Below are 15,643 nucleotides of genomic sequence, written 5' to 3'. Positions count from 1 at the left end.
CTGCCCGCTTTGGAGTGCTAAGTCCTTAACTTAAAAAATCTTTATAGATTTGACATATTATAAGGGTCAGTATTCCTTCGCAACAACCAACACCGCCAACCCATGATCAAATTCTTCCGCAGGATCAGACAGCAATTGCTTCACGAAAACAAACTCCGCAAATACCTTTTGTACGCCCTGGGGGAGATTTTCCTGGTGGTCATAGGGATACTGATCGCCTTGCAACTGAATAACTGGAATGAGTCCAGGATAGATCGCAAAAAGGAAAGGCAGGTGGTGCAAAACATATACACTGAACTAGACCAAAACCTGGAGTATAGTCAGAACATCCTGGCAGAAATTGAAAAACGAACTTTATCGGCTACCACCCTTATGGAACATACTTCCCGCGAAGTGCAAACTATAACCGCCAGTACTTTTGACTCCATAATGATTCAGGCATTTCTGTTTCCTCCCTATACCCCTATCAAGGCCGATCTGGAACGCGTATTGGGGTCAGAACAGATAGATCTTATAACATCTACTGAGCTACAGTATAGGTTATCTGACTATAAAACTTCCATTGATGAGGCAGCCCTATATTACCGGTATGCGGAAGACGATTTTAAGCTGTTGATCTTGCCTTATTTTATGAAAAATTACCCACTAAAAACCCTGCTCCTGGAATACGGGCTAAAGGTACCGCCCAGCAGGCACAAAACATTACATACGGATTTACTTGCCTCCAGGGAGTTTGAGAACATATTATCCGTGATCTTCGCGGATTCTGTTGGCCAGCTACAGGTGATCAATGCCAACTTAAACCTTATCCAATCTATCAAAGACCTTATTGAAAACCAATATCCTTCTGTTGTAAGTCGGACGGACGGGCAAAGCTAAGCCGTAAAAACCACAGCTTTACCCATATAAAATCCTTACTTTTAAACAGCCGGTTCTCTTGGAACCGGCTCAAACCGCTCATTTAGGTAAAAGAAATATGGCACCTCATTTCGACTTGAAAAAAGCGAACAGGTTTTTTCCCCATATCGTATTGGTAGGCTTGGGTATTGGCACGGCCAACTACCTTATGAACGGTCAGCTGAATTGGGTTCAATGGAGCATTCAATCCCTCTCCACAAGCTTTATAATCGGGTATACCCTGGTGATAATTGGCTTGAACAAGGCATGGTTCAGGCATAAATTCCATGCGGTTTGGCAACAGTATCTCCTGATCTTCCTGGTCTTTTGCCTGGCAGGTATACTGGCGACGGAAGTAGAGCATTTGATCCGTTCTGCAATATTTCAAAGTGAATCCTATAAGCCGTTTTCCAGTGGAAAAATGTATTTGTTCAACGCGGTGATCTCATCAGTATTAGGGTTTGCTTTTTTTATGAACAAACAACTTTTACCGGTTTCAGATGCTACCACATCGAAAGAGCAGTCTGATGATCAGGAAAGTTCCACAAACGAAGAGACTTCCTCACAGTCCGAACAGTCAATTTCCAGTATCCCGGTAAAGCAGGGTGAAAATATACTGTTAATCCCCATACAGGAAGTGGTGTACTTTGAGGCATATGACAACTATTCTTTTGTGTACGACCAAAACGGGGACAAAAAGCTTTGCGATTACTCCCTGGGGTTTCTTGAAAAAAGACTGGGAATCGAATTCTCCAGGGTACACCGCAAGTACATCGTTAATTCTGGTCATATCAAACAAATAAAACCTCACCTTAACGGCCGCTATCTGATCCTGTTTAGTCAGACTTCATTACCCGCTGTAACCAGCAGCAAAAGTTATTCTCCAACGATCCGAAAGCTGATCAAGATAGATTAGGTTTTCGTCTTCACTGTCGATGATTTGTAAAACCGCTCACTCCGTTTAAGGGGTCACTCACTGGTTTATATGGCTACTCACCATAAAGACCTTTGATAAAGGGCTGGTTTTCCTGTATTTGCAGTTGGATTTCTGCTAGCAAGACCAGCAGAGACCTATCGAATCTTAACATTTAAAACTGCATTAATCATGAGAACTAAATTATTATTTGGATGTTGCTTTGCATTGCTTCACATTTATTCCTGTGGTCAGGTTAACCACACAACCAAAGACAAAGATCCGGAGGACAATCATCCGGTACAGGAGCTATTCCTGTCTACCATTGAGGCATTCAATCAGGGGGATCTGGATCTATTCCTGGCCAATTTTGCCCCGGAAGTCAGAATGTACGGTACGGACGGCATTTATAAGGGACAAGAGGCCTTAAGAGAACGTTTCCAGGCAGTATTTGAACAGTTTCCCAATAAGCGGATGGTGATCCCGGAACTAAAGCTACAAATGCTTTCAGAAGAGGTGGTCATGGTGCACTTTGCATGGAAGTTATATCCTATGGGCCAGGGCCCAGCCTATTCAGGAGTAGGAACCGGCATATATACTCAAATCAATGGTAAGTGGATTGAGATCCTGGAGGTTGAAACAGTCACTGAGGTGGATGAAGCCCTGAGGCAACCACCCAAAGACTAATTTTCGTTCGCCTCTCAAAAAATCCCTAAATTTAGGAATCCCTAATTAGCAAACAACATGCCACAACATAGCATGGGTCCTGATCAGGCCCAGAGCCCCATCACGATGCAAGCAGGAATTAAGAAATACCGCTTTCTCCTGCTTGTATTTTCAATACTTTTTACAAACTATACCCATGCCCAGAATATTCAAAGAACAGCCTGCAATGGGGATATTACGAGGTTGGATTCATTGCTAAAAGACACTTCCATCAACGTTCGGGATATGCGTGGAAGATCTTTGTTACACTGGGCTGTGGCCTGCCGTCAGAAAGAAGTTTTTGATTTCCTGATCGACCAGGGAATAGAGATCCTTTCGGAGGATAACGAAGGTAAAACACCTCTTCATGTGGCTGTGCAGTTCAATAACGACACTTATTTTGAGATGCTGACAGGATTACTGGAGGATAATGGATGGGCAAAACGCTACGGGCCTTCCCTTATGGAAAGGGCCATTTTGAACAGGAACCTCTCCTTTGTCCAAAAACTGGCAACATACGGGGCTGATCTCAATACCCCTAATGAGCGCGGAAGTACTCCCCTGGAAATTTCCCGAAGAACAGCCGCGACAAGCATCTCCGAATGGCTGGTTTCCAATGGGGCAGACGAGAGTAAAGTTCGGGTCTTTGAAATGAAGGGAGCACATATGGGCCAGGATCCTCCGGGCTTAACCGCTAAACTTTTTGCACCTAATTTTATCTCCACAGAGGAGTCTGAATTCGGATCGGTCTTCAATGTGGATAATACCGAATTCTACTATGGGGTGGATGTTAATGGTAAAAACGAGATCCGTTATTCCCAGCTCGTGGATAACCGCTGGACTGCGCCGGAAACCATACTTTCACACGAGCGTTATGGCTATAACGATCCATTTCTTTCCCCGGACGAGCAACGGCTGTATTTTATATCTGAAAGGGCCATGGACGGCAAGGGAGAACTTAAGGATCACGACATCTGGTTTGTTGAGCGCAATGGAGCTGCCTGGTCCGATCCCATAAACGCCGGTCCGAATATCAATTCAGACGGCAATGAGTACTACATTTCGTTCACCACAGATGGCAGCATGTACTTCTCATCTAATTCCAATGCTCCCGAAGAACGAAAGCAATCCGATTATGATATCTATTATTCAAAAATGATCAACGGGGAGTTTCAGGAAGCGGTGGCCCTGGAGGATTCTGTAAATACTTCAGAATACGAAGCGGATGTCTTTGTGGATCCAGGGGAAAGATACCTGATCTTTTGTGCCATGCGTCCCGATGGATTGGGCCGGGGTGATCTGTACATCAGTTTCAAGCAGGCAGACGGTGGTTGGTCTCAATCAGTTAACATGGGGGAAAGGGTAAATAGCGAACATCACGAGCTTTGTCCTTTCGTGACCGCAGATGGAAAATACCTGCTCTATACCAGTGATCAGGATATTTATTGGATAGACGCAAAGGTAATTGAAGAAATACGTAATGCGCAGGACTGAATCCATAGCAAACAGGCTCAGGGAAGTGCTTCTTGATGGTCGATGGATAGCAAACACTAATGTAAAGGACCAAATAGAAAGTATTTCCTGGCAGCAGGCCGTTCAAAAGGTAGATTCGCTAAATACCTTAGCGGCATTGACCTATCACCTCAACTATTACCTTGGAGGAGTATTAAATGTATTCAAAGGGGGTGAGTTGGAGATCCGTGACAAATACAGTTTTGATCTGCCCCCTATAAGATCTGAAAGGGATTGGCAAAGCCTGATTGAGGACTTCCTTTCCAACTCAGAAGAGTTTATAGAACATGTAGCATCCCTTGAAGAGCAGAAATTAGATGAGCCTTTTGTAGACAAGAAATACGGAAGTTATGAGCGAAACCTGGAAGGTGTAATTGAGCACAGTTATTACCACCTGGGGCAAATGGCCCTTATCAATAAAATGATCCTTGGAGGCAACAATTAGTCTTAAAGAAATACGACAGTGATGAAACATAATGGTTTGACTTCTCTTTTTTTCGCCCTTCTGCTACAATTGAGTACTGCCCAGCAAGCCAATGTTTTGGAATCGGATGTCATTGGATTTAGTTCGCGTATTGAGGTAGACCGCTCCAGACCCTCAACCCGAGATGGTAGTTTCGGACGGCTCATACAGATCAATACCTGGTATCCTACCCAGGCGGAAAAGAAGGCTGAAAGGATGTTGTTTTCTGATTATCTCAGGATTAAAAGTGCTGAAATGGGTGAAACGGCCTCAGAGGAAAACTATAGGAAAACCGTGGAGGAGTATTATCAGTGGCCCTTATCACAGGGAGCGGATAAGGCCCTGCTGGATTCCATCGCCTCTGCAAAACTACCTATGAATGCGATAAAAAACGCTTCCATGGCGGAGGGAAAACATCCGGTTGTTTTGCTGATTCACGGCTCTGCGGTTGACTTTGCTTTTCTGGGAGAATCTCTGGCAGAAATGGGATATGTCGCCGTCAATGTCCCCATTAAAGGATACCGCCAACAGGAACTGGACGTGAACAGTATTGGCATGGAAACGGAAATACGGGACTATGAATTCGCACTATCCGTATTATCAGAAAACGAACAACTGAATTTGTCCGGTATGATAGCTATTGGCTTCAGTTTTGGTGGGCAATCCGCTTTGGGCCTGGCCTGTAGGAACCCTAATATTAAATCTGTGATCAGTTACGACGGAGGTATTGGCGATAGGTTTGGGGCAAGATTGCTCAATGAGAGTCACTTTTGTGCCCCGGAGAACGTAAAGGCGGACTTACTTCATATTTATGATGCCTCTTTTGCCCGGACCTATCTGGACAAGATAAAGAGTATGGTGTACGCCAAACGCACTTTAGTAGGACTTAATAAGATCGCGCACTGGCACTTTACTTCGTTCGGACATCTGGCTTCCTTGATACCAGGGCTTTTTGGTGAAAACAAATTCGCCTTGAACGGATATGAAACCATATTGAGGATCACCAAAGCATATTTGAATTCAGGATCTGAAAAGACCCAATCAGAACTCAAGTTTCCGGAGACTGAATTTGACTTGCTCCACAAGGTTGAGTATTTTGAACCCATTAAAACCGATTGACCCCAATCCGCAGCTGAATTATTTTCCACATGAAATAGTTCAGATAAGAATGGGGTTCTGAGAGCATTGGCACGAAAGGTATATGGAACTAGAATCGCTTTTTAATTATATTAAAAAGTTCATCACGCTGAGTGATGCTGAATGTGATGTGATAGCAGATCACGTCAAGCTGCGAGATTACCTGAAACACCAGTTCATTGTACAGCAGGGAGATGTTTGCAAATATGAATCCTTCATTGTAAGCGGTTGTGCCAAGACCTTTTTTCTGGATACCGAAGGTAACGAACACGTGGTTAGTTTGGCCATAGAAAACTGGTGGGCAGCAGACCTGGGGAGTTTTATTTCCAGGGAACCTTCGGATTACAATGTACAATGCCTGGAAAACTGCAGAGTAGTCCAATTCTCCTATGAGGCCCTGGAACAGCTTTATGAAAAGATCCCACAGATGGAACGCTTTTTCAGACTCATAATGCAGAACGCTTATGTGGCCGCTCAGAAAAGAGTGCTTAGAAACCACAGCCTGCCCGCTAAAGAGCGTTATCTGATCTTTCGAAAGCAATATCCCAACATTGAGCAGCGGGTACCTCAATACCTCATCGCCTCTTATTTGGGAATTACCAAGCAGTTCCTCAGCAAGATCCGGGCAGAAATTATACTGGAAGGCTGATCTTGTTAATCTAGTTGAACACCCTTTTTACTTCTAGCTGAATTTTTGGGGCGATCCCTTTTTGGAAATTTGTTCCAATAAAAATTCAAAAACAAAAATTATGTCCAATTTATTAGAAAAGATCAGTGATTTAAACGATATGGTACTCCAGGGAAAAGCCATGGAGGCCTTTGAAAAGTACTATGACGAAAATGTCGTCATGCAGGAAAACGAAAGCGAGCCATTTGTAGGTAAAAGTGTAAACCGTGAAAGGGAAGAAGAATTCCTGAATAGTATTGTGGAATTCAGAGGAGCAAAGCCATTAAAAGTCACCATAGGCGAAAACACAAGTATGGTTGAATGGCACTACGATTATACCCACAGGGAATGGGGTGTGCGCAATTACACCCAGGTTGCTGTCCAGGAATGGAAAGACGGGAAGATCGTCAAAGAGAAATTCTATTACAATAGCTGATCTTGAAACGCAGTATATTCAGTACGGTGGATTCTTATGCTCCCCTGGCCCTCAGGCTTTCGCTGGGAGTGGTGATATTCGCTCACGGCGCGCAAAAGCTTTTGGGATGGTTCGGAGGATATGGCTTTTCCGGTACCATGGGGTTTTTCACAGATACTATGGGATTGCCCTGGCTTGTCGGGTTTCTGGTGATCGTCCTGGAGTTTTTCGGGGCAGCGGCCTTGCTCCTTGGAGCGGTAACCCGGATCATTGCGCTCTCTTATATTTTCATGGCACTGGGAATCGCATTCTCCTCTCATATAGAAAACGGTTTTTTTATGAACTGGTATGGGAATCAGGCAGGTGAAGGTTATGAATTCTTTATTCTTTGGATAGGAATGGCATTCAGCCTGGTAATTTCAGGAGGAGGCAGTTATTCCGTGGACGGCAGATTGAAATTCAAATAAATACAAGAAGGTGTTTGATAATGAAATAGTGGTTCGAAGGTTTTATTTTCGGGCCACTGTTTTTTTTGGTTTTAGGATGAAATAGTGCACCAGCTCTAACAGGATTACAAAAAAAGGCCACCTCGCGATGACCTCTTTTAGGATAGATTGTGCTGTTAGAATTTAGTTCCCCTCGCTCAAGGAGAAACTTCCATCCCCATTGAAAGAACCAAGGGTTATGGTAACTGACCATACTCCAGAGATTCCGCTTTCCGTTACGCCAGAAATGCTATCAGGTTCAGAAGCTCCGTCCAAAGACCTGTTCAAAACGATATTACCGTTGGCATCCAAAACAATGATCGTGAAAGTACCTTCGGCTGAGGCTGTGATATCGGCATTGTAGTCTGCAGTAGTTAAATTGTTCAACCAGACGAAAGTCCTGGTAGCGTTACCACCGGTTCCCATAAAGTCTCCGTCCACGTCTCCGTTGAAATCATCCCCATTATCGAAAACCACACCGTTTACCCGTACCTGGGCCATAGTGTCGTCGTCGTCATCGCTACAGCCAACAAAGGCTGCCGATGCCATAACAGTAAAAGCAATAAGGTAAAACTTTATAGATTTCATAATAATAAGATTTGATTAATACTTGCTATAATATCCATATATAACGGGGTTTAGCCACGTTTATTTTATAAAGTAATAGCCTTGAAACCAATAATTTGGCCTTATTCAAAGAAAAAAATCAACCAGACATAGAGACTTAGGTAGCATGCAAAGAATTCAATTTTCAAGCCATATCCTGAAGTCTTTGGTCACCGAAGAGCTGGTGACAAGGTGTTCTTTATGGGCTTTTAAACGTATCGCAAGCCGATTTTTGGAATAGGGTTCGATTTTTTCTATATGAGCTATCCCTACAATTTGACTACGGTTAATTTTAAAGAAGTGCTTTGGATCGAGCTCATTGTTCAATACCCCAATACTCCTGGAGATGCTGTGTAGACCACCGTTGGAGTCAAAGAGCTTACAGAAATCCCCATTGGCCTGGATCAGGCTTATTTGGGATACTTCCAATAATTTGATCCCATCGCGCTTTTTTATGGCAAGGCGTTTTTTATAACTACCTCCCTTATCCTTAAGGGCTTCTTGCAGTTGCTTAAATATTCCCTTCTCGGGTGTTTTGGATTGAAATAATCTTTCGAATTTTCTCAGGGACTGTTTAAGTTCATCTTCCTGATAAGGTTTCAGGATATAGGCAATTCCGTTGGTCTGAAATGCTTGCAGCAAGTGCTCGTCATATGCGGTACAGAATATTATCGGAGCTTTTGTATCTACCTGGCTAAAAACTTCAAAAGCATTTCCGTCCAGAAGTTTAATATCCGATAAGATGAGATCGTAGTCCGGGTTTTCTTCCAATAGTTCGATCCCAGCCTTTACTGTCCGGGAACTTTCCAGGATAACCGATTCTCCGAAATAATCCACCAGGTATTTGACCAATTTCTTTTTGGCAGGAATTTCGTCTTCCAGTATAAGGATTCGCATGATATTATCAGTCTTATTTCACCAGATTCAGCAATGGCAGAATTACGGTATAATTATGCTCTGTGGCTTCAATGGCTACATTGCGGTCACTCAACAGTTCATAGCGTTTTTTGAGATTTTTTATACCAGTTCCCATGGATTCTGCACTGACTTCCTTTTTAGAAAGTGTGTTTACAATCCTAACGGCCTTTTTTTCGATTACAATTTGGGTGGTGATGGTATTCCCTTCCGATGCCTCATTGTGTTTCACCACATTTTCCAAAACTGTCAATAGGGCTCCGTTTGGAAGATAATTGGCCTCAGGCTCCTCTTTCTCCATTATTTTAAAACAATAATCGTTTTCAAAACGTGTCTCAATCAAATAAAAATAATTCCTTGCCAACCCCAACTCGTCATGCAAGCTTACCACCTCTTCATCTTTGGTATGGATCAGGTACCGATAAAGAGCGGCCAGATGTGAAATGTATTCTTTTACCTTTTCCTTTGGGGAGTATTCCACCAAGGCATCAATAGTATTCAAGCTGTTGTACAAAAAATGCGGATCGTATTGGGAGCGCAACACCTTAAGTTCCAAATCTTTTTGGGCGCTCTCCAGTCGGGCATAATCCAGCTTATTCTCATAGTACTTCTTACCCAGAATTATTCCCACCAGCATCACCGAATCCGCGGCGGAGCGATAAAAGTTATCAACCAGCATGACCCCAAAAGAAGGTAACTTCCAGGAAGGTTCCGCGGTATAATAATCCCGCCACATATCTAAAAAACCTACAACTTCCCAGGCTACAAAAGCCAGCAATATAAAAACCACATAGTTCTTTCGTACAACCAGATATTCATTGATCAACCATTTAAAGATATAAAGCAATAAGAGGTTCTTGATAATGAAACCCGGTAATCCAGTGATCATTTCGAAGGAGGTATAATTCTCAACATTCCATCGATACAACAACCATATACTGGCACCTGCAAAGTAAATCAGGATAAAGGTATAGTCGGATTTGTTGAACTTAAAACTATTCATGTCCGGGATTCTTTTTATCAAATTAGAACAAGATAGTATTTATCGGGGTCTATTCTGGGTTTAAGGCGTCATGGCCTCATCAAATATTGAAGTAATACCATGGGCAATGGAGACTGATTGCTATTGGTGAATATCACATATCCCCATTTGGTTTCCGGGGCAATCACAAAAATACTGGTATAGCCGGGATTGTTTCCTCCGTGTCCGTAGGCAGTCCCAAAAGGCAAAATTCCTTTTGCAAATCCCAGCGTCCAATCTGTAACACCTGCTTCCCTTTGGGGATGGTCATCGGGCAGTACGAATTGTGTTTTAAAAAGCTCCTTATAACCTTCTTCTGTTAATCCGTTTTTATCCAATAATGCGATCAACCATTTGGAAAAATCCATAGCCTCAGAGTGAATTGAAAAGGCCGAACCAAATATATTGGGGTCGTCGTGATGTTGATCTAGCGCCCTGCCATCTATGTAACCCCTGGCCTTGTTCCGCATATTGTGATCATCCTGAATAAATTTAGTGTACTCCAGGTTTAAGGGTCGCGCCACCCTTTCCTGGTAGGTCCTTTCCAATCCTTTATCGTCCGTTCCAAGAATATGGGCCAATACTTTTGCCAGGTATTGATAGCCTTCCCCGGAATATTGGAAATCCGTGCCCGGCTCAAAGGAGATAAAAAGCTTACCGCCTTCATGATCTGTCCTCCAATTCGGAAATCCGCCGGTATGCGAAAGTACCATCCTGGCTGTGATCTTTTTGTATCGCTCGTCATAGGCAATGTCTTCAAAGGGTAAATATTCGTAAAGCGGTTTGTCCAGGTCCAATTTACCTTCTTCCACAAAGCCCATCACAAAATAGGCGAACAGCGGTTTGGATAAGGAAGCTCCTTCAAATATTGTGCTGGCTGTGACCTTAACCTTCTGTTCTTTGTCTGCATATCCCCTGACCAGGTGATAGACAACTTCCCCTTCATTAATAATGGCAAGGGAGGCACCGGGAACATTTAGCGCCTCCATCTGTTGCTGAATAAAATATTCGATGGAATCCTTGGCAATTTCACTGCCGCCCGGGCCCTTTATAGTGTTGGAATGGGCAGGCTGTTGAGCGTGTCCCTGAATTAAGAACAAATGGAAGATAGTTATCCAAACTAACGGTGAAATCTTTCTTGCTTGAAAACCCATAACAGTCCTTTTTTTGATGTTATAGATGCAAATTGGTACTAAAGCCACGCTTCTAAAAAAGAGAAAAGCCGATTAGGGTCAATAACAAGTTGAAGTGGTGGAATTTCAGGTTTAAGACAACAGCGGGATAATCTCTTCGTCTGTGAAGAGCAAGGTCGGGGCAATCTGATATTAGTCATTGCCTGGCAGCTAATTTTCAACTAAAATATTCTCTCAGCTGATGTCCTATTATCAGTATTCACAACAAACTAATTACCATCATGGAAAAGCAGCATCCCAATATCGCGGTTCTCAGCAAAATGGATCTTACAAACCCGGATACCTTAGCTGAAGTAATAAGTGAGGATATGCTCTGGCATTATTTTAACCCGGAGTTACCCGAACTGCATGGAGATTATAGAGGCCTGAAGGGTTTTAAGGATTTCTTTATGAAAATGGGAGCCCTCACACAAGGCAAGTTCAAGGTCAACGTACAATCTGCCCATGCCTTTGGAGATGAGCTAGTCGTTACCCACAGCAAAAACAGCATGCTCCTGGACATGCGCGAAATGGTAGTGGATGCGGTGGTAGTTTGGCGCATTCTTAACGACAAGATCGTTGAGGGCTGGGATATTCCTTCAGTGAATACGGTAAAGGTTAAAGGTTGATAGACTTGGTATCCCAAACCTTATAGCACGGATTTCCACCGGAGGCGAACAAGGTATGAGCCGTGCTAACTTTATTCTTTAAATGGCCTTTCTGTTTGTTCATTTTGTCTTGATACAAATGCGAAGCATTCACGAATTCCTAATTACAAAATAGATAAGCCATGAGTAAAACGAACCAACCCGCCCGTACCGAACGGCACGTTCGGGCGGGTTGATTCGTTTCTTATTGCCTCCGACGACCCCGATAATAATCGGGGGAGAGGAAGGCACAGCAAAAGAAATGAATATACCATCTTGCGCTAACATGGGATAAATGTTCTTTTTTGGACATGCAAAGAAAATGAAAGGCCTGTCATAAAGTTTATACATGAGATAAATTCGGGCACGGATTGCAAATCTACTCCGACTGGCATCGCAAGCATAAATACTTTACGACTTAAACTTTTAAAGCAAGTCCATTAGCTTATCTCGCCCTGATAATATATTGGTAAGGAAGCAGGTCGACATTGATGTCAAAAGAAGTATATCCTGCCATTTTTAACTCCTGAATAACCTTGTCCTTTGCAATTTTATGATCCACCGGAGGCCCCACCGGCATATCAGCTTTAAAAAAATCAATGATGATGAGTTCCCCATCCGCCTTGGTTCCCTGCCTTACTTTTGTGAAATACCCGGGCCTGTTTTCGATATGGTGATAGGTATTTACAATAAACACCTTATCTACCTCCTGATCTTTCAATGCAGGTGAATCATAGGGTATTTTTCGGGTTTCAATATTCTTTAAATTATTCTCTTTTATGCGTTTCTCAATGAATGCCTGAAATTCATCATCCACATCCGCGGCAATGACTTTTGCTCCTCTCGCTGCTAATTTTACGGAGAAATAACCCGAACCGGAGCCAATATCCATGATTTTCTGATCCTGAATATCACCTAAGTATTCCAAAACTTTTTGTGGTTGTTGATACTCATCCCTTTCTGGCGACTCAAATCTTTTGATCAGGTCCTGAACGGAGGATTGGTGCATATACTCATTGGCCTTTCCATGTTTTGAATGCTTATCATTTTGTTGACCATGAGCTTCCTCTCGCGTTTGGTCCTTATCGGAACTTTGCTGACTGTTCTTGCAACCAATAAGCAGTAGCGCAATTAGCATGAAGGTAGTGAGTTTCATTTCGATTAGTTTTTGAGCTTTTCTCTTGCTATTTGTCCTTCCTTATCGCTGTTAATTGATAATGATTCATCTCCTGAATATCATTGAAAAAAGGGCGGACATGTCCTAAAAACAAAGCAAAATCCGGAGATTTTCTAAATCCGTTCAAGTGATCTTCGGTCGATGTCCACTCAATCCTGAGAATAAAACTAGTGGGTTCTTCCTCACATTGGGTCAATTCGTATCCCAGGCAATATTTGGAATCGTCAAGCTGTTTTGAGGCACTTTCATAGGCAGCCAAAAAGTCGTCTTTTCTTGCTTGTTCTATCTTATAGCGTATATATTCTACTGTCATAGTTTATCAATATTTTGGATTCTTTTATTCAGACTTTCTGGAGTCAAGAAATCCCTTGAGCGCAAGGCCACCACTGGCAACTGATCCTGCAGCACCCACCAGGGTCTGACCTGAAACTATCAATAATATCCCTGCGATAAGACCTATAGTGCCAATTATTAAACCAGTCATTCCCAAGTTCTTTTGATTTTTAGTCATAGTATTTAGAATTCTATGTTTGAACTTTAGTCTACATTGAAAAGGAGTTTAACTCTAAACATCCGAAGTCATGGACTAATTTACTAATTTAGGTGAGGATAGTCTTGACAAATGATATTCAACCAATACCAAATCCCTACCAGGCTGGAAAAGTATGTTAGCGACCTGCTATACCACAAAGACTACTTTCCCCAGCACGAAAAGGACAAATACCTGCCAGACGGGGCTATAAACATTGTATTTGAACTCACTGACAACCCCAAATACATTTATGACAACGAGAGCGGGAAAATCCAACAAGAATGTAGTGATGTCTGGTTTTCAGGGGTGCAAAAAGACTATATTACCATAAGCAGCCATCACGAGGAAATGATGGTGCTGGTCTTTAGACCTGGAGCTGGTTTTCCGCTACTACATACCTCAGTGGCAATATACACCAATCGCGTTGTTCCGGCGGAAGAGGTTTTAGGAGATCCAATATTAAAACTATTTCAAGAGCTCAAATTGCCGACTGCCCCTGAAGAAAAGTTCCTGGCCATAGAAAGATGGCTGGATGTTCAATTAAGGAAGGACGACTTTTATCTGGAAGTTATCCGTTATGCCATTGAGGCCATTGAGAACTCGCCCACCCAGATCAACTTATTAAAGCTTTCGGAAAAGCTGGGCTATTCCCAAAAACAGTTCATCCAGCACTTTAAAAAGTATGTTGGTATCACGCCAAAGCAGTTTCATCGTATCGTTCGTTTCAACGAGATCCTTTCGGCTGTAGAAAATGGGGAAGAACTATCCTGGACAGTCATCGCTGTAGATTGTGGTTATTTTGACCAGGCACACTTCATTAAAGACTTTCAATCATTTTCTGGTATTAATCCCACAAAGTACCTTACTGACATAGGTGACTACCCTAACTTTCTCCCTGTTAAATAGCTTCATTCTCCCTGTAAACCTATGCAGGTAAATTTTTTACAATATATCCACAACTAAAATGACGTGTTTTGTAGGGTAACATCAAACAACTACAAATGGAAAACATTTACATCAACCACATCGCAGTTTTTGTTTGCGCAATAGCCAATCTGGTTGTAGGGGCAATTTGGTATAGTCCGGCCTTGTTCTACAACGCCTGGAAAAAGGAAAATAAGCTCACGGACGACGATTTTGAGAATACCAACATGGGAAAACTATACACGCTCAGTTTTGTACTGGCACTGCTAATGTCTTATAATTTGGCTTTTTTCCTGGGTGACGACAAAACAGATTGGGTTTGGGGTATGTCTGCAGGTTTTTTCACCGGATTCGGATTCTGTGCTATGATCTTTACAACAATTGCACTGTTTGAGAAAAAGTCCTGGACCTATATCCTTATCAACAGCGGTTACATTGTCCTTTATTTTACACTGATCGGGTTCATCTTAGGCATTTGGAGGTAAGTTAATACAGCATGAAAAAAATACTTTTTACATTCGGCCTGGCTCTTGGGGTAGCCACTATTTGGGCTCAGGAAAAAATAGCCTACAATGTTTTGCAGGATGCCGCGACACAGGACTATGAGATCTATATGATGGATGTTGATGGTACCAATGCAAAGAACATTAGTAATTCAAAATCGGTGGATTGGGTGTATCATAGCTACGGCGGAAAAATCTACTTCCTTTCGGACCGGGACCAATGTTTCAGGTGTTTCTATCTCTATGAAATGGATGCCGAAGGGAACAATCTTCGCAAAATTGCCGATCACAAACTGGCAGACAGCTGGCTCAGCAGTAGAAAGAAAGGCAGAGAATTCATCGTAAAGCCGGCTGAGGAAAGTAAACCGACCTTCTATATCATTGATTTGAAAGGAGAGATCCTCGAAAAAATAGTGGTCAATCTGGCCTATGCCAATGACCCTGCCTTTTCACCTGATGGAGAACGCATTGTCTTCCGCGGCAGTGAAAAAAGTTCACCCAGGGAATTAGGTTTCACCGATGCTCTTTATGTGATGGATTTGAAGTCCGGGCAAATGAAAAAAATAAGTTCCCATCCGGATGAAGGCGCAGGCAAGCAATGGACCGGATATCTGGCGGCAGCGCCCAGGTGGAGATCGGATAACAAGATCTCCTTCGCCTCGAAAGTGGACAATAACTACGATATATATCTGATCAACCCGGACGGATCGGGTTTGGAATCGGTCACACCTTTGGAGAGCAATCAGGTATTTCACCATTGGAATAAAAAAGGAGAACTCATCTTTGAGGCTTCCATGAACAATCATTCAGGCTACGAACTGTATAAGCGCGGCTTGGATGGCAAAATCGTTCAACTGACCGATGACGAGGTGGAACAATATGCGCCGGTGTTTGTTGGATTGGAGTAAATGATGGAAAAAGGATCATAAATCCTGATAGTACGGATTACACT

The 15,643-nt window shown here is 42.8% G+C and carries 20 protein-coding genes; 13 read left to right on the top strand and 7 right to left on the bottom strand.

All coding sequences use genetic code 11. From position 1 onward, the window contains the following. Nucleotides 1–102 precede the first annotated feature (102 nt). The 9 genes from GTQ38_RS17705 to GTQ38_RS17665 all read left to right on the top strand — a co-directional run bounded on the left by GTQ38_RS17705 (nucleotide 103) and on the right by GTQ38_RS17665 (nucleotide 7,176). Complete coding sequence (locus tag GTQ38_RS17705; RefSeq protein WP_161436904.1) at nucleotides 103–879, top strand: DUF6090 family protein; 777 nt, start codon at nucleotides 103–105, stop codon at nucleotides 877–879. Between the two features lie 97 nt (nucleotides 880–976). Beyond that, nucleotides 977–1,813 carry a LytR/AlgR family response regulator transcription factor gene (locus GTQ38_RS17700; protein WP_161436903.1) on the top strand — a complete coding sequence of 279 codons (837 nt, stop codon included), beginning with the start codon at nucleotides 977–979 and terminating at the stop codon, nucleotides 1,811–1,813. Between the two features lie 189 nt (nucleotides 1,814–2,002). Next, on the top strand, nucleotides 2,003–2,497 hold the full coding sequence (locus GTQ38_RS17695) for a YybH family protein (RefSeq protein ID WP_161436902.1): 495 nt from the start codon (nucleotides 2,003–2,005) through the stop codon (nucleotides 2,495–2,497). Between the two features lie 57 nt (nucleotides 2,498–2,554). Then, the gene (locus GTQ38_RS17690) at nucleotides 2,555–4,009 is read left to right on the top strand and encodes an ankyrin repeat domain-containing protein (protein ID WP_161436901.1); all 1,455 of its coding nucleotides are present in this window, start codon (nucleotides 2,555–2,557) and stop codon (nucleotides 4,007–4,009) included. After that, on the top strand, nucleotides 3,996–4,472 hold the full coding sequence (locus tag GTQ38_RS17685) for a DinB family protein (protein ID WP_161436900.1): 477 nt from the start codon (nucleotides 3,996–3,998) through the stop codon (nucleotides 4,470–4,472). Before GTQ38_RS17690 ends, GTQ38_RS17685 begins: the two co-directional genes overlap by 14 nt. Nucleotides 4,473–4,493: 21 nt before the next feature. Then, a complete protein-coding gene (locus GTQ38_RS17680) occupies nucleotides 4,494–5,609 on the top strand; it encodes a dienelactone hydrolase family protein (protein WP_161436899.1) in 1,116 nt (371 codons plus the stop codon). An 82-nt stretch (nucleotides 5,610–5,691) separates the two neighbouring features. Beyond that, complete coding sequence (locus GTQ38_RS17675) at nucleotides 5,692–6,276, top strand: Crp/Fnr family transcriptional regulator (protein ID WP_161436898.1); 585 nt, start codon at nucleotides 5,692–5,694, stop codon at nucleotides 6,274–6,276. 100 nt (nucleotides 6,277–6,376) lie between these two features. After that, nucleotides 6,377–6,730, top strand: coding sequence for a SnoaL-like domain-containing protein (locus GTQ38_RS17670; protein WP_161436897.1), 354 nt, complete (start codon nucleotides 6,377–6,379; stop codon nucleotides 6,728–6,730). Between the two features lie 2 nt (nucleotides 6,731–6,732). Continuing rightward, nucleotides 6,733–7,176: a DoxX family protein gene (locus GTQ38_RS17665; protein WP_161436896.1), complete on the top strand. Its 444-nt coding sequence runs from the start codon at nucleotides 6,733–6,735 to the stop codon at nucleotides 7,174–7,176. 162 nt (nucleotides 7,177–7,338) lie between these two features. Here GTQ38_RS17665 and GTQ38_RS17660 read toward each other — a convergent pair whose 3' ends face one another. The 4 genes from GTQ38_RS17660 to GTQ38_RS17645 all read right to left on the bottom strand — a co-directional run bounded on the left by GTQ38_RS17660 (nucleotide 7,339) and on the right by GTQ38_RS17645 (nucleotide 10,836). After that, nucleotides 7,339–7,782 (bottom strand): hypothetical protein, encoded by a 444-nt coding sequence (locus GTQ38_RS17660; RefSeq protein WP_161436895.1) that lies wholly within the window; start codon nucleotides 7,780–7,782, stop codon nucleotides 7,339–7,341. A gap of 156 nt (nucleotides 7,783–7,938) precedes the next feature. After that, nucleotides 7,939–8,697: a LytR/AlgR family response regulator transcription factor gene (locus tag GTQ38_RS17655; RefSeq protein WP_161436894.1), complete on the bottom strand. Its 759-nt coding sequence runs from the start codon at nucleotides 8,695–8,697 to the stop codon at nucleotides 7,939–7,941. A gap of 13 nt (nucleotides 8,698–8,710) precedes the next feature. Further along, nucleotides 8,711–9,718, bottom strand: a complete 1,008-nt coding sequence (locus GTQ38_RS17650; RefSeq protein WP_161436893.1) for a sensor histidine kinase — start codon at nucleotides 9,716–9,718, stop codon at nucleotides 8,711–8,713. Nucleotides 9,719–9,786: 68 nt separating this feature from the next. Then, entirely contained in the window at nucleotides 9,787–10,836 is a 1,050-nt protein-coding gene (locus GTQ38_RS17645) for a serine hydrolase domain-containing protein (protein WP_161436892.1), read from the bottom strand. Nucleotides 10,837–11,150: 314 nt separating this feature from the next. On the opposite strand from GTQ38_RS17645, the gene GTQ38_RS17640 reads away from it, so the two are divergent. Further along, a complete protein-coding gene (locus GTQ38_RS17640) occupies nucleotides 11,151–11,537 on the top strand; it encodes a nuclear transport factor 2 family protein (protein WP_238858012.1) in 387 nt (128 codons plus the stop codon). A 463-nt stretch (nucleotides 11,538–12,000) separates the two neighbouring features. Here GTQ38_RS17640 and GTQ38_RS17635 read toward each other — a convergent pair whose 3' ends face one another. The 3 genes from GTQ38_RS17635 to GTQ38_RS17625 are packed head-to-tail and all read right to left on the bottom strand — an operon-like array spanning nucleotide 12,001 to nucleotide 13,216. After that, the gene (locus GTQ38_RS17635) at nucleotides 12,001–12,711 is read right to left on the bottom strand and encodes a class I SAM-dependent methyltransferase (RefSeq protein WP_161436891.1); all 711 of its coding nucleotides are present in this window, start codon (nucleotides 12,709–12,711) and stop codon (nucleotides 12,001–12,003) included. A gap of 28 nt (nucleotides 12,712–12,739) precedes the next feature. Then, a complete protein-coding gene (locus GTQ38_RS17630; protein ID WP_161436890.1) occupies nucleotides 12,740–13,045 on the bottom strand; it encodes an antibiotic biosynthesis monooxygenase family protein in 306 nt (101 codons plus the stop codon). 24 nt (nucleotides 13,046–13,069) lie between these two features. Further along, on the bottom strand, nucleotides 13,070–13,216 hold the full coding sequence (locus tag GTQ38_RS17625) for a hypothetical protein (protein ID WP_161436889.1): 147 nt from the start codon (nucleotides 13,214–13,216) through the stop codon (nucleotides 13,070–13,072). Nucleotides 13,217–13,354: 138 nt separating this feature from the next. On the opposite strand from GTQ38_RS17625, the gene GTQ38_RS17620 reads away from it, so the two are divergent. From GTQ38_RS17620 to GTQ38_RS17610, 3 genes are all read left to right on the top strand, one after another. Continuing rightward, a complete protein-coding gene (locus tag GTQ38_RS17620; protein ID WP_161436888.1) occupies nucleotides 13,355–14,170 on the top strand; it encodes a helix-turn-helix domain-containing protein in 816 nt (271 codons plus the stop codon). Between the two features lie 95 nt (nucleotides 14,171–14,265). Beyond that, entirely contained in the window at nucleotides 14,266–14,673 is a 408-nt protein-coding gene (locus GTQ38_RS17615) for a DUF1761 domain-containing protein (RefSeq protein WP_161436887.1), read from the top strand. 11 nt (nucleotides 14,674–14,684) lie between these two features. Then, nucleotides 14,685–15,599 (top strand): TolB family protein, encoded by a 915-nt coding sequence (locus GTQ38_RS17610; protein ID WP_161436886.1) that lies wholly within the window; start codon nucleotides 14,685–14,687, stop codon nucleotides 15,597–15,599. The last annotated feature ends 44 nt before the right edge of the window (nucleotides 15,600–15,643 follow it).

Source organism: Poritiphilus flavus (assembly GCF_009901585.1).
Classification (GTDB): Bacteria; Bacteroidota; Bacteroidia; order Flavobacteriales; family Flavobacteriaceae; genus Poritiphilus; species Poritiphilus flavus.
Note: the sequence above shows the minus strand (reverse complement) of the source record. Positions and strands in the feature narration are given on the sequence as shown.